Genomic DNA, 13843 nt, shown 5'->3' with positions numbered 1-13843 from the left:
ATGGACTCTAAAAGATGCCGTTTATTACGCCAGAAACAGCTTCTACATTCACGAAGCTGTAAAGAAATGCACCGAGTAAATTGCCCGGTGCATTTCTCTTTTATCAATTTTCTTGTTTAGGACGCTTGAATACAAAATTAATCGTATTAGTCCGAGTGTTTTCTTTGACTCCAGTATGATAACTGGGATCACCAAAATTGGGGAAAACAGTTTCCGTAGTAGTGTACACACTCACGAGTTCCCATCCTTCTTTGCCATAAAGATTCAAAGAATTTGGGATAGAAGAGGCTTCTGGAAAATGAAGAGTCTGAGAATTGCTTAGTTCAATTAAAGCCTTTTCATCATTAGGGCTATACACTGTAGGTAGTTTTGAGCCGGGGAAAGAAACGATGTTGTATTCCCATTGTTGTGGCGCGGTGTCTTTGTTGCTGCAAGCTCCCAGCATCAAAGTGAGCAAAAGGATAATTATCGACTGTTTCATAGCCATTTTGGTTTATAGTTAATATTCTCTCAAAAACGGCAATGACACACAAAAAGCGTAGAGCCATGCCCTCGCGTCGTGGTTCACCACAAACCATATCTCACAAGGCAGGCTCCACGCTTATGCGCAGACCCGCCTAATGTGAGATAATGCCTTCTTCTTTTTCGAGGTGGTGATTTCGACGCGAATTAGGCTATGTCACGTCCGATACTCAATGTACGGATGCACCTGCAAAATTACTAAAAAACTCGTGTCGAGCCAAATAAAAAATCACAACCGTCAGAGTATCACTGACAAGTTGTGATTTCATTTTGTTAGGTAAGTTACCATAAAAGCCGGGTTATATTCCTTAATACCCCTCCTTCTACTTTATAAAGCCGTTGATTTGTCTTGGGAGAACTGAGTGGTCCTAACTTTTTGATGAATGGTCCAAATTTCAAATAATCGAAATTTTGATACTCAGTAAAAACCGTGATTGTTTCGCCACCACTATACCAGCCAATCTTCAAGTCTGGATAATGGTTTCTAATGTAAGCTGCCAATTCGTTGATCTCATCAGGAGCAACATCTCCACCCATAAATAAGACACAAGTTATATCTTGAATTGTAGAGTCTATCAGCATTTCAAGATTCTCATAACTCAATAGCTCACCAGAATCTTCCCATAAGTGTTTAGTATTGCATCCTTTGCATTTGAATGGGCAGTTGGCAATATTGATTACAAGAGACACCTCATTGGGTATCTCCTGTAATCCTATTGCTATGTCACGATACTTCAGCATCATCAGCTACATTTGGAATAACCACACGAAGGGCACGTCATACAACCCTCAGACATATTCAGTTCCTCGCCACACTTCGGACACTTGGGATTTCCGCTTTTGGTTCCATTCTGAACCGACTGATAAACACCAGTTTCCTTCTGTATATTTCTCACCTTCAACTCTTGCTGAAGCTGATTATACATATCGGTCAAAGCAAATCCGATAGCTACCGGGCAAGAAGATCCTTTGGAGGTATCATTCTTGGTGGCCTTGCGAACTGCATAAGAAGGACAAGTGCCAGCACTTTTAAGTTGATCCACAATATCCTCAATAGAGATATTTCCTCTGGCTGCCAGCGACACCATTCGTGATAGTCCGGCCATAAAGAGAGCGCACCCACCCTGGGAGCCTTTGCTGAAATATGTTTCAAGCAACTGACCAGTCTCTCGATCAAAGAAAGCTGTAAGATGAAGAGTACCACAACCAGTTATCAGAGTACGCTTTCGACCGATACAATCGTCAGAAGCCTTTTTGATTTTGGTCGGAGTATTCGGTGAAACCTCTTCTTTTGTAGGCTGTTCATCTTTTGATAAGATAGCCTGTCGCTCACATCCATTACGCCAGATAGTAATGCCTTTGAGTCCTTTCTTCCAGGCCAGCATATATAAGTCTGCCACATCTTCCACAGTAGTGGAATTAGGAAGATTTACAGTCGAACTGATAGAAGCGTCTATGAAGCTCTGGAGCATCGCCTGGACCTCTATTCTATCTTTGTAAGGGATTTCATCGGCCGCTACAAAAAAGTCCGGTAGAATGGTCTCTCCGGTCACTTCTTTATATAGAGCTGTAATGGGAGTATCAACTTTGTAGATAGTCTCTTCATTGTTGAGCGATACCGTCCTACGATTGTAAGAAAAAGCGAAGTTGGGCTCTACTCCAGTGCTTACCTGAAGCATTGTACCGATTGTACCGGTCGGAGCGCAAGTTAAAAGCTGAGAATTATATAGGCCATAATACTCAATCTCTTTCAGGATAGTGTCTGAGAGATTCAGATTGCGAATAAAATCGCTCTTTACCATAGCCTTCTTAATTTCATCAGCGCAGTTGGGGAAGGCTCCGTTCTCTTTTGCCAACTGTAAAGAGGTGAGAACGGCATTAATTGCTATAAGACGATAAACCTCTTCAATTACAGCAAGAGATTCAGGCGAACCATATTTCAGACCCAGTTTGATTAGCATATCACCTAAGCCCATTGTTCCCAGACCAATCTGACGCCAACCAGCAACCGATTCTCGTTGTTCCTGAAGTGGATGTAAGGGTAAACCCTCCATCAATACACTATTCAATGCTTTGATGGCGCACTCTACTGCTGATCGGAGAGCCATTGTATTAACACTGGCATCAGCAGTAAATGGTTTGCTTACAAACTTAGAAAGGTTCAAACTGCCAAGCAAGCAGGAACCACCGGCCGGCAGAGGTTCTTCGGCACACGGATTCACACCAGCATATTTGAAATCAGTGTTTTGAAGGAGATTATAGTTGGAAATTCGATTCCAGTATAATATACCCGGCTCTGCCATTTCCCAGTTGCGACGTGCCAGAAGCATAAACACCTCTTTGGCATTGACAACTCTTGTGATTTCAGAACCATTCTCCATTGTGAAATGGAGCTTAAAATCAGCATTAGCCTCTACAGCTCGCATAAAAGCATCTGTCACACGAACTGAGATATTGGCCTTAGTGCAGATGTCAAGATCTGATTTAAGATTGATGAACTCAACCAAATCAGGGTGTTCACAAGAAATGCTGATCATTAACGCACCGCGCCGGCCCTCCTGACCTATAAGGCCAGTAATGTAGCTGTAAAGAGCCATAAAGCTGACAGTGCCTGAAGTGCTTTTGGCTGCATTATTGACCGGGGCATTTTTGGGTCTGAGATTGCTGATGTCAAGACCGCATCCACCACCATAACTGAATGTTCTCGCCAATTTCGAGCCAGCATCAAAAATTGACTCCAGAGAGTCCTGGGGAGGGGTTAGGCAGTAACAATTACTGTATGTGATCTTACGATCAGTCACACCACGATTGGATAGGATTCTACCAGCAAAGATAAACTTCTGTTCTTTGATAAGCTGACGTATGCACTGATTGCCACCAGACACTCTATCAAGCCATTGCTCAAAAGTCTCATCTCCCTGCTGATATTTTCTCTTCCAAATGTCGATTGAAAGAGCTTCTCCATTCAGCCATTCCTCGACCGTCATGCCGGGGCCAGCTGAAGGATTATCACTTTGTTTGAGATTATTTGATTGTTCCATAGCTAAAAATGTTGGAGCCAGGCAGAACAGTCTGCCCGGCACCTAATAATAGATTAAAGTAGCTTGAAGTAATGTTTCAAAGCCAATACCACTTCAGAGATACCTTCTATTGAGATATAGACTGGTTTATACCCCATAAGGTCGTTATCTGCTACCTTATAATCGCTTATAGACAACTTTTCAACGTCCGACCGGAATATCTGATATTCTTCATCAGAAAGTGGGTGCTTCTGAGTGCTGAGACGTTCCAGAAGTACATCTACCCAAATTGGGGCGTAAAACTTCATAGCGCCGGCTGGAGGCTCTTCTTCTGTAAGCTTAGATTTCAAGATTACCAGAACCAATGGCAAGATTTCTTCCAGAGCCTGATAATCCCTGGTAGTGTGGTGATTTTCGAGCACACTGATAGCCTTCTTTACATCAGTGAGAGTATAATTATCATTCGTTTCCATACTCTTCGCCCTCCATGCGCTCCAGTTCTTCGATGTGAGATGATAGGACTGACTGGACGTATTCCATTTCATCCATCTCCTTCATCAGTCTGCTTACCTGATTGCCCTGAAGCCAGTTTAAGATTAAGCTCCACACAAGCAATATCAGCAGAAGTGTAATTACAACTTTTTGTTTTTGCTGTTTCATTACTGAATGAGTTTTGAAACACTGCCTTCATCACTTGCGCTCGTGTGCGCTCAAAAAAATATTCATTGCGGTAGTTTACGAACACAGTTACCCCTTATAGGGGGTTAAGTGTTCACCCTACTCGCTGTGCATCGCATTGTAATTCATTGCGTACAGTTGTACTGTGCACAGGGCAAAATCTTTTTTTAAGTCGCACTTGCCTAATGATGATAATGCGGTTCATCATTCCTACCCCGCGACTCTCGCTATATTTCCCTGCGAGTCTCAGACGTGCCCGGTGGGTTGTGAATATGCCGTCGGCACCATAGGTGTTCTTGAAGTTATCTCTCGGCTCAAAAGAACCTTGGCATTACCGTTTGCCGCTCCCTATGGGTTTTGCGTCCCAGAGTGTTTCATCTACTTGCCAACGACTGCTTTTTTCATTAACTTTGCAATCACCTATCCACGCATCGTTGTCGTGCCGGATTGCCGTGATGCTGCGGTTAAAGGCCCGCTACGGCTTTCGATGTTGTACCGACAGTTTGCTTGAAACACTCAAAGCTGGTGTCGGGCAATAAGGGAATACAAAAATTCCCCGCAATCTCTTGTGGTGCCAGATCGCGGGGAATTTGCAATATATTGAATGAGCCTTACGGACTCAACGTATATTCCGTATGTCCGCATTGTTGAGGCACCAATTCAACATTGCGATGCAAAGGTAATGCTAATTATTGGATGCTCCAAATATTTTTGGCATAAAATGATTTCAACCTCTAATAATTAACATTCATTCACATTTATAAAAGTTGCTTTTATAAGGTTCGTGTGCGCGTGAGAGGTTATTTTACTATACAGCAAAACGAAATTTATTTATCAGCATATCAGTAAATTAAGCCTATTTCAGTATTCAGGTCTAAAAATTTTTTCAAAAATATTTTGCCATCTCAAAATGTTTTTCTAATTTTGCCATCGAAAATGATTAAAGCAGCGCAAAACCAAATAACATGACCCGTATGATGACATGATTCGTGGAAAAGGAAAATTGAGGAAGGTAGCAGGTCACACCGTTATCGACGAGTTTAAGCAAGCGTGTGAGAAGCTCCCCGACAACGATAACTACCTTTTCGTGATATGTGACGATACGCGAAATAGGAATTTACCTTATATTTCCTATCTATTCTCGGTAGTGTTGAAATTCCTTTCGGACTCTTTGCCCGATCATCCCAGCACTACAGCACTCTACAAATATTTTGAGGATATGTTTGCTCCGATACATACCGTCAAAATAAAAGGTCAGCGGTTTAGTTACTGCGAATTAAAATCGGAGAAAGCAAGTGATGTCAACGATGTAATAGAGAAAATCGTTGAATATGCCCTAAAGGAATGGGGTATTGAGGTTCCACGCAATGAGGATCTTCGAGATCCGGCAATGCGAGAACTGCATAGCCAAGCCTACTTGAATCAAGAGGCTGATTGGAGCAATTTTATCTCTTCGCGCAAATTATCTAAAGATGAGCGAAGAAAAAAGAAAACTGAGCGCATTTGAAGCGTTCAAGCAAACCCAGCTGACTTTTGCAGAAGCAGAAGAGAAAGCTAAACAAGAAGCCGGTGCCCCCAAAGTCGAGCGTTTCCGTATTGGTGAGGACGGCGAGTATTCAATCCGCGTATTGCCTTTGGCTCCCAGCTTTGACAATGAAGGCAATATCATTCCGATGGACCGGAAAGGCTACGAATATGCCGTCCATCAGTTCTTCTTGACCATTGAAGTTCCCGGCAAGAAAGGCAAGAAGCCTAAAAAAATCAGTATTCCAGTTATTCGCACCACCGACAAGGAAGTCGGCAAGTCCGTTGACCTTCTTGATACCTATGTCAAGATTGGTAAGGAAATGTATGGTGATGATGAGGATCTGATGAAACTCCTTTCCGCATCGTCTTATGAGGGCGGTATTCGTTGGAATTACCAGCACGCAATTATGGTGCTTGACGTTTCCAGCGATAAAGAACGTGCAAAAGGTCCTCAGCTGTGGCAATGTTCTCACAGCCAGTATAAGGATCTTGATGCTGCCAAGATGCGTCTGTGGGCAGAGCTTAAAGCCGATGATGGCCAAGACACCTGTCCTATCAGTGGATTTACCAACGCATATCCCGTTAAGGTAATCCGTACAACTGAAAACAACAAAACCGGTTACAAAATCGAAATCGGTCGCAAAACCCTCGACATTACGGAAGCCGAAGCTGAAAAGCTGTTGGAACTTCCGCGTCTCCCCGAACAGCTTTATCGTTACACCCGCTATCAGCTTGAAGCCACTCTTGTGTTCCTCCAGCAGTATGATGAGAAGCACGATATGGAAGTCTGCAAAGAGCCTGACTTCATTGAGGCTGTTGAGAAGCTGAAGGGTGAACTTTCACCGGAAGATACCTCTCATTTCGATATTGCCACCGCCACAAATAAAGAGGATGGCAAGGATGAGGTTACTATCGACTCCCTCTATGCAGAGTACGACAATATCACCGACCAGGGCTTGAATGACAAGTCTGAGGAATACAAGGATCTGCGTGAAAAAATCCGTCAATTCATTGAGGATAAGAACCTCGATGTTCGTATTTCTCGCACAAAGAACAACCTTCAGCTTCTTGAAGAGGTTGAAGAGGCTCTGGATAACCAGGACAAACAGCCTAAAGAAGCACCAGCAGAAGAACCGGCCCCGGCTCCCGCTCAATCACGTCGCCGTGCCCCTCAACCCAAAGTTGAAGAGCCGGAAGAAGATGAGGATGAGGAACCTGAAGATGGTGACTCCGATTCTAAGGAAGAAGAGGAAGCTCCAGCTGCTCCGGCTCCTGAATCTGGCCGTCGTGCTCGCCGTGCTCGTCCGGGAAGCGAAGAAGCTGCTGCTCCTGCTCCTGAACCTGAAGCCGATGAGGAACCTGAAGAGGCTCCGGCTCCTGAAAGTTCACGTCGCAGACTTCATTCCCGCCGCCTGAGATAATTCCTGTCTTTAGATAATAATTCATGTAGTTCGAGAGGGCATTGGCTCAATGCCTGTGCCCTCTCATTCTTATTTAATCTCAGACAGGAATATGGAAAAAGAGGCTATCGCTTTATTAGTAAATGATTTACACGCTAACAAAGATAATATAGCTGAGTTCCTTAAAAACTGGGATGAGGCATTATCAATCTGTAAGCGCGAAGGTATTGAGGATATAGTTGTGGGTGGTGATGTTTTCACATCCAGAGCTTCTCAAACACTGGCTACATTACTTGCCGTTAAGAGTGCATTTGTCAAGGCTACACGCCAGGGCATATATGTTACTATCGGTGAAGGTAATCACGATAAAACTGATCAAGAGGCAATCGAGGGATATAATCATCTTTGGGTTGGCTTAGATCGCATAGAAGTAGTTGACACTCATTTAGCTCTTGTATGGCAAGGGTGCGATGTATGTCTGCTTCTAATAAGTTATTTCCCTGAGAATGGTTCGTTTTTAGATAAGCTCGATGAAGCTGTTTCACATACTCTTAGCAACCATCCTCAGTACACCAAAAAAGACATCATTCTCTACATTCACGAAGGGGTACACGGTGCGCTTGGTGATTTTGAGATTGATGGTGAACTTGCGCAGGCTCCGTTGCTTGATTTTAAGGCCGTTTTGTGTGGCCACTATCATAACCGGGTAAAAATCAAGAATACCAATATCGAATACATCGGTTCATCACGTCAGGGTAATTTTGGCGAAGATGAAGAGAAGGGTTATACCATTCTGTATTCCGATGGCTCCTATAGTTTTGTCAAGAATGAAGTCAACACCCGATTCCAGACCATTGAACTGGATTTCAAGGATGTTGATAAATTCACTCTGGATAAAGATGACCGCTACAAGTATAAGGTCAAGGTAAAGTGCAATGAAAAGCAAGCTAAACTCTTTGATAAGCAGAAGTTGATAGACTTAGGCTTTCATAAAGTCGAGGCTGTTTCAGAAAGCAATTTACCTAAAGAAACTGCTGCTTCAGACATTCAGGAAAAGTATGATAAGCAGGGCATTAAAAAAGAATATCAGAATTACTGCAATGAAAATTCGATTGACAGTAAGCTGGGTATGAAATATTTGGAGGGCTAAACTATGTGGAGATTAACAGAATTAAAAATCAGGAATATTGTCTCTTTTCACGAGGCAACCCTAAAGATCCAGCAGGGTGTAGCCACTCTAATCTTTGGCAAAAATGAAGATAATGCTTCTCAGCCTAATAATGGCTCCGGCAAATCTTCGTTGATTGAAGCCATATCTCTTGCCCTGAATGGTGAGCAGCTACGCAAAGTGAAGAGTGTGGAAGAGATTATCAATGATCATGCAGATGAGGCGTATGTCTATCTCAGACTTGATAATGATTATGATGACACTGTGTTTACCATTGAACGCAACATCAGTCGTAATGCAGCCCAGGTTGTCGAGTGTCACAAATATGCAGCTACCGGTGAAGAGATTGAAACGGATAAGACTATCCAGCCAACAGTATCGGATTACAATAAATTCATTCTCAGTGAAATCGGACTCTCAAAGGATGATATTTATAATAATTTCATTCTTTGTGATAACAAGTATGAGAGCTTTTTCGATTGCTCTGATAAGAATAAGAAAGAGGTTATCAATCGCTTCAGTAATGGTTTCATTATTGATGAGGGTATCGCCCGTGTTCAAGCCGACATGGAGCCTATTTCTGTGCGCTTAGGTGAAGCTAATAATACCGTCATAAATATTAAAGGCTCGATCTCCGCCATAGAGAATGAGCTTGTTCAGGTTGATGAGAAGAAGGCAAATGCAAAAGAAGAGCGGGAGGCGCGCATCGCAAGATTGGACCGGCAGATTCAACAGTGCCGTGAAGATATTGAGGCTGTTGAGGATAAAAAGCAAAAAGGAGAGAAAAGACTTGAACTTTTGCAAAGCCTCCAAACCAGTGTGGCCAGTCTGGAAGAATCCGACACAGCGTTGTTGGAAGCGTATAATCAGATAAAGCAAATGTGTCAGGACCATGAACTTGGCACTATCAGTGAATATGATGCTTTATCTGAAAAATATAAGCAGGAACTATCAAATCTGACTGTTTCGATTAAAGATATTAAAGCTCAGATTATTGAGGCTTCCAGACTGGTAAAGAAGCGTCAGAAAACTTATGAAGAGCAAAAAACTCTTTACAATCAACACTCTAATGAACAAACAGAGCTGACAAAACAAGATCAGGCTTTGATTGAAAAAATCAATAAAGAAATTGCGAAAATTGATCAGCAGCTTGATAACATTGAGGCTCAGGTAAAAACTCATAAAAAACGTCAAGCGGAATTGGAGGCTTTGATTGCTAAAAATTCTGCGATGATGGATGGGGTTGTTATCTGCCCTAAGTGTGAGCATAAGTTTTTTGTTGGCAACGAGGTTTCTGTCGAAGAAATTAGAAAAAATCTCATTGGTTTCCGCACTGAAATGGAAGAAAGCAAATCCAAAGTTGAGAAACTCAACGAGGAATTTGACTCGATAGATGAAAAAGCTGAAACCAAATCTGAAGAAGCTGATGAGATCAACAAGAAAATCAAAGCTCGCAATATTGAACTTAATAATGAGTATTCTGCTCTGGTAGCTTTATCAAGGGAGGTTGACCAGTCAGAAAATAACGTGTCTGTACTTCAGAAACGCCTTGTATCAACTGAGAATGATCTTGATCGACTGAATGGTAAGATTGAGGTCCTGCGTAACCGTCTTTTTGGTGAAATCAATGGTGTTCTGGAAGGCCGTGTAATGAATGGTGAAAACTTCATTAAGCAGCAGGATTCGTCTATTAAGTTTATCCAGGGTCAGATGACACAATACCAGCAATCCAAGAGAGATATACTGGAGGCCCCGGAAACAGATTTTGCAGCTTCCTTAAAGGCATCTCTGGAGAAATATCAGGCAGATCTTGAAAAAGCAGAAGAGATTGTAGCTGATGTTCAGGCAGAATACAACCGCCTGAAAGAGCAAGAGGTGCATTTCACTATGTTCAAATCTCATATTGCCAGAAAGAAAATTGATGCACTATCTCTCATTGTCAACGACTTTCTTGAAAAGATTGGTTCAGATATTCGACTCAAACTGGAAGGATTCACTGTAACCAAGACTGGTAAGCTGAGAGATAAGATTTCAGTTCAGGTGATGCGCGACGGCATTGACTGTGGCTCCTATCATAAGTTTTCCGGCGGTGAAAAGGCTCGATTAAATCTGGCTTGCATCTTATCTCTTCATACTCTTACTAACTCAAATTGTGAGGACGGTAAAGGACTGGATTGCATCATTATAGATGAGTTGCTGGATAAGTCTGATGAAATGGGTATGGCGACATACTGTGAGGCTCTTAACAAGCTCGGACAGACTGCTCTTCTGATCACTCAGGGAGGTGTCTCAGAAAGCTATCCGCATAAGCTATTAATAGTAAAAAAACAAGGAATTTCAACAATTTCAAATTAATAGTTATGCAGAAATTAACTGAAGAGTATGTTCGTCAGTTGGGGCGTGGTGACGTAATGGCTTTTGATGTGGCCACCCACTGTGGGTTCTACACCTTGGGCGATTACGGCACCAAGCACTTCCCTCCGACAGAGAAAGCCCCCAAGTATATGGGGCCCGATTATGCCCAGCACAAGGCTTTCAGAAACTGGCTCATTGAGATACTTACCTCTCATGGCATTAAAGTGGTTGCCGCCGAAGATGTAGTCTTTGGGCATTTTATAGATTTCCGAAAGTTGTGTGAGTTTCGTGGGATCTTGTTTGAAGTGTGTCAGACATTGGATATTCCGATTGTCACCTTCAAGCCTACCGACATCAAAAAGCACGGCACTGGCAATGGCCGGGCGGACAAGAAAATGATGATAGAGTTTGCCGAAAAGAGATACCATATAGACGTGGAAGGTGATGATAACCTTGCAGATGCCTTGCATATCTATATGTATTTCATTCATCGCTATAAGCTCTAATTAATCTGGTAAAAATAAGCAAATTATGAATGTTTTGCCCAATAAGTTCGCCCTTCAATGTCAAATAATGCTTCAAAAGATGCGGGAAAGCCCGCCAAACCGACTGCGCTTTGTCGGCAGTTGAGTCCAAAGGAAAAGGAACGTCTTTTCAACAAATATGTAGTTCCTAATCTGGCGGACATCAAAAGTTTAACTAAACACTATACAGCTAACTATCAAGATGTCGATGACAATTACAACATTTGTTTAACTCAACTCTATCACTATATCGGGTCATACGATCCGTCCAAAAAGTTGATGACTTGGCTCCATATTGTCGTTAAACGTGCTTGTCAAAAGCAGAATAAGGACAAATACGAAGAGTCTCAGCATTGGACTGATATTGAGATGTGCTCTATGGAGGATATTTATCAGCACGGCACCAGTATGGTCACTGAAGCTGAATTTGGGAATTTGATAGATAATATCTCAGACCAAATGCTTGCAGTGTTGATGACAATCCCCTCGCAACGACTTTCTCCCTTTATGCTGCACGTTCAGGGGCATAGGATAAGAGAGATAACTGCAATAGAATGGGAGCGCGGACATCTTGAAAAACGGAGTGAAGATATAGTAAAGAGCCGAATTTATTGGGCAAAACGTGAATTGCAATATAAACTGAGACAATATGGAATTACAAGAAAAAACCATAAAAGTACGCCAGATGATCGAGACCGTCGTGAAGAGGACGATTGATCCTAAATGGCGGTTTACACAGAGCGGTATGGTTGCACTCTATATTCAAAATGGATTGCAACAGCTACCGGCTTTGTTCGGTGTCTCAGATATTGATGATGAGCGAATTGTCGATTATCTGGTGTATCAGATATACCGATACAGGACATCTCTTGCTAATGGCTCCTGGCAATATACCTATCTGTTTTCTCAGGCAGCCTTGGAGAAGTATCGAAACCAATTCCTTAGCACTGATGGTAAATCAGGAATGAATTTCTACATCAATCAATGGTTGGATGAGGCTGAGTTGTCAAGGGGTCAGCTTACTTCGATGATAACAAAGCCGAAACCTAATCCATTGAAGAAAATGGTTTACCTTGCTTCTGAGGAACCCATAAAAAAGCGGTTTCTGAATACGAATGAGGGATTGGCCTTGTGTCAACGGTCAACGACCGGCTGGAGTCCGCTTTCAGAGGCTTGCGGACGATGTGATAACTGGGTGGAGTGTGGCAAAATGACCGCTAAGAAGTACCCAGAGCTTATGCGGTACAGAAAAGAAGTTTATCATGGCAGGAAAGAAAAATGAAAACGTCTTGACATCTGAGTTCCTTGCGGAGCTGTATAATTGCGCTATCACTAACAATCAGGTGTGTTCGGTGGTGTGCCGTTATATGGAGGATTCATTTCTCCCGGATCCGCAGTATCAGCTGCTCAACTCCACGCTGAAAGGGCATTTCAATGAATATAAGACGGCCCCTCAGTATGGCATTATCTCCCAGCGTTTATCTTCATCACGAGCTGTATCTGAATTGCTGGAGGAAATCAAAGAGGTTGCTACCAGTGTAAATCCTGAGAGTATTCGAGACCAATTTGAAGAGTATCTGAAACTGGTTCAGTTTAAGAAAATCATCAAAGAAGTCAATAAGAAATACGAGGATGGCGAGCGTATATCAGCAATGATGGCGTTTACCAAAGAAGCATTGAAGCTCCAGCAGTTCTCACTAAAGCCGGAAGAGTTTATTGACATCGCCCAAACATACGAAGAGCGTTTGCGCGAAAACAAAGTGCGCAATGAGAACCCGGTAGCTAAGATGGTCAATAGCTTCTATATTGATGGCCTCGATGAGATGAATCAGGGGCGTAATCTTCGCACTCAGCTTTCTCTCTTTTTGGCTATGTCTGGTGTCGGTAAAAGTCACATTGCTCGCTGGATTGGCTATAATGCCGCCTACATCAGTGGTCTTGATGTGCTCCACATACAGTTGGAGGGCGCTGCTTCGGAAACCACAGATGCGTATTCTGCAATGTTGAGCGGAACCACCACCTATGAATATGAGAGTGGTAAAGTCAACAATCATACGTTAGAGCATCTGAAAAGTATGCTCGACACCTACAAAGGCACTTTGAGAGTAAAGGCTTACCCTAAGTTCGGCAAGGAAGTTTCGACCACTGACATCAGAACCGACTGTGATAAATATCGTGAGAAATATGGCAAATATCCAGACGTGATCATCGTTGACTCGCTTGACCTCTGTACTGACTCTTCGGGTAAGAACTGGGATTCTAAATCCTTACGTCACAAGCGTATCGCAACCGCTCAGGACTTGAAAGATTTGGCCGGTGAAACTGACAGCTGGCTCGTTGTCACTTATCAGGCTACCATTGAAAATCCTGACTGGGTGAATGATGAGAAGAATGTGCTTACGGCTTTCAATACCTCAGAATGTAAAGGACTTCAGCGCCCTTGTACTCATTTGATTTCTCTCAATCAGAGTAAAAAAGAGTATCGAGAAGGCACTATGCGACTCTATGCCGACAAGTTCCGTTTCTGCAAAAAGGGAGAGCCTTTCAGAATTGCTCTTGACTATGAGCATGAGGTGTTCTATGACAGAGTACGCACTCTTAATCTTCCCCAAGAGTCTTAACTATTTTGAAGTTGATGAAAGCAGTGTT

Annotated in this window: 13 protein-coding genes; 8 read left to right on the top strand and 5 right to left on the bottom strand. The window is 42.7% G+C overall.

What is annotated here, in order from left to right; genetic code table 11:
- Nucleotides 1-103: 103 nt before the first annotated feature.
- The 5 genes from E5331_RS08005 to E5331_RS07985 form a co-directional block, all read right to left on the bottom strand.
- The gene (locus E5331_RS08005; protein WP_135984447.1) at nucleotides 104-481 is read right to left on the bottom strand and encodes a hypothetical protein; all 378 of its coding nucleotides are present in this window, start codon (nucleotides 479-481) and stop codon (nucleotides 104-106) included.
- A gap of 323 nt (nucleotides 482-804) precedes the next feature.
- The gene (locus tag E5331_RS08000; RefSeq protein WP_275441137.1) at nucleotides 805-1266 is read right to left on the bottom strand and encodes a 4Fe-4S cluster-binding domain-containing protein; all 462 of its coding nucleotides are present in this window, start codon (nucleotides 1264-1266) and stop codon (nucleotides 805-807) included.
- Nucleotides 1266-3509, bottom strand: coding sequence for an adenosylcobalamin-dependent ribonucleoside-diphosphate reductase (locus E5331_RS07995; RefSeq protein WP_136013237.1), 2244 nt, complete (start codon nucleotides 3507-3509; stop codon nucleotides 1266-1268). The genes E5331_RS08000 and E5331_RS07995 overlap by 1 nt, the downstream gene beginning before the upstream one ends.
- A gap of 107 nt (nucleotides 3510-3616) precedes the next feature.
- Nucleotides 3617-4015 (bottom strand): hypothetical protein, encoded by a 399-nt coding sequence (locus E5331_RS07990; RefSeq protein ID WP_135984443.1) that lies wholly within the window; start codon nucleotides 4013-4015, stop codon nucleotides 3617-3619.
- On the bottom strand, nucleotides 4002-4202 hold the full coding sequence (locus tag E5331_RS07985) for a hypothetical protein (protein WP_135984441.1): 201 nt from the start codon (nucleotides 4200-4202) through the stop codon (nucleotides 4002-4004). Before E5331_RS07985 ends, E5331_RS07990 begins: the two co-directional genes overlap by 14 nt.
- 1000 nt (nucleotides 4203-5202) lie before the next feature.
- On the opposite strand from E5331_RS07985, the gene E5331_RS07980 reads away from it, so the two are divergent.
- From E5331_RS07980 to E5331_RS07945, 8 genes are all read left to right on the top strand, one after another.
- Nucleotides 5203-5727 (top strand): hypothetical protein, encoded by a 525-nt coding sequence (locus E5331_RS07980; protein ID WP_135984439.1) that lies wholly within the window; start codon nucleotides 5203-5205, stop codon nucleotides 5725-5727.
- Nucleotides 5693-7168 (top strand): hypothetical protein, encoded by a 1476-nt coding sequence (locus tag E5331_RS07975; RefSeq protein ID WP_135984437.1) that lies wholly within the window; start codon nucleotides 5693-5695, stop codon nucleotides 7166-7168. Before E5331_RS07980 ends, E5331_RS07975 begins: the two co-directional genes overlap by 35 nt.
- 91 nt (nucleotides 7169-7259) lie before the next feature.
- The gene (locus E5331_RS07970) at nucleotides 7260-8297 is read left to right on the top strand and encodes a metallophosphoesterase family protein (RefSeq protein ID WP_135984435.1); all 1038 of its coding nucleotides are present in this window, start codon (nucleotides 7260-7262) and stop codon (nucleotides 8295-8297) included.
- A 3-nt stretch (nucleotides 8298-8300) separates the two neighbouring features.
- Nucleotides 8301-10670 carry an AAA family ATPase gene (locus E5331_RS07965; protein ID WP_135984433.1) on the top strand — a complete coding sequence of 790 codons (2370 nt, stop codon included), beginning with the start codon at nucleotides 8301-8303 and terminating at the stop codon, nucleotides 10668-10670.
- A gap of 5 nt (nucleotides 10671-10675) precedes the next feature.
- Nucleotides 10676-11176: a crossover junction endodeoxyribonuclease RuvC gene (locus E5331_RS07960; RefSeq protein ID WP_135984431.1), complete on the top strand. Its 501-nt coding sequence runs from the start codon at nucleotides 10676-10678 to the stop codon at nucleotides 11174-11176.
- Nucleotides 11177-11233: 57 nt separating this feature from the next.
- Nucleotides 11234-11911, top strand: a complete 678-nt coding sequence (locus E5331_RS07955) for a sigma factor (RefSeq protein WP_135984429.1) — start codon at nucleotides 11234-11236, stop codon at nucleotides 11909-11911.
- Nucleotides 11880-12476, top strand: a complete 597-nt coding sequence (locus tag E5331_RS07950) for a hypothetical protein (RefSeq protein WP_168355178.1) — start codon at nucleotides 11880-11882, stop codon at nucleotides 12474-12476. The genes E5331_RS07955 and E5331_RS07950 overlap by 32 nt, the downstream gene beginning before the upstream one ends.
- Nucleotides 12457-13815, top strand: a complete 1359-nt coding sequence (locus tag E5331_RS07945) for a DnaB-like helicase C-terminal domain-containing protein (protein WP_135984425.1) — start codon at nucleotides 12457-12459, stop codon at nucleotides 13813-13815. Before E5331_RS07950 ends, E5331_RS07945 begins: the two co-directional genes overlap by 20 nt.
- Nucleotides 13816-13843: the final 28 nt, after the last annotated feature.

The sequence above is a fragment of the Lepagella muris genome (genome assembly GCF_004793975.1).
In the GTDB taxonomy this organism is placed as follows: domain Bacteria; phylum Bacteroidota; class Bacteroidia; order Bacteroidales; family Muribaculaceae; genus Lepagella; species Lepagella muris.
This window is presented reverse-complemented; position numbering and strand designations above follow the sequence as displayed.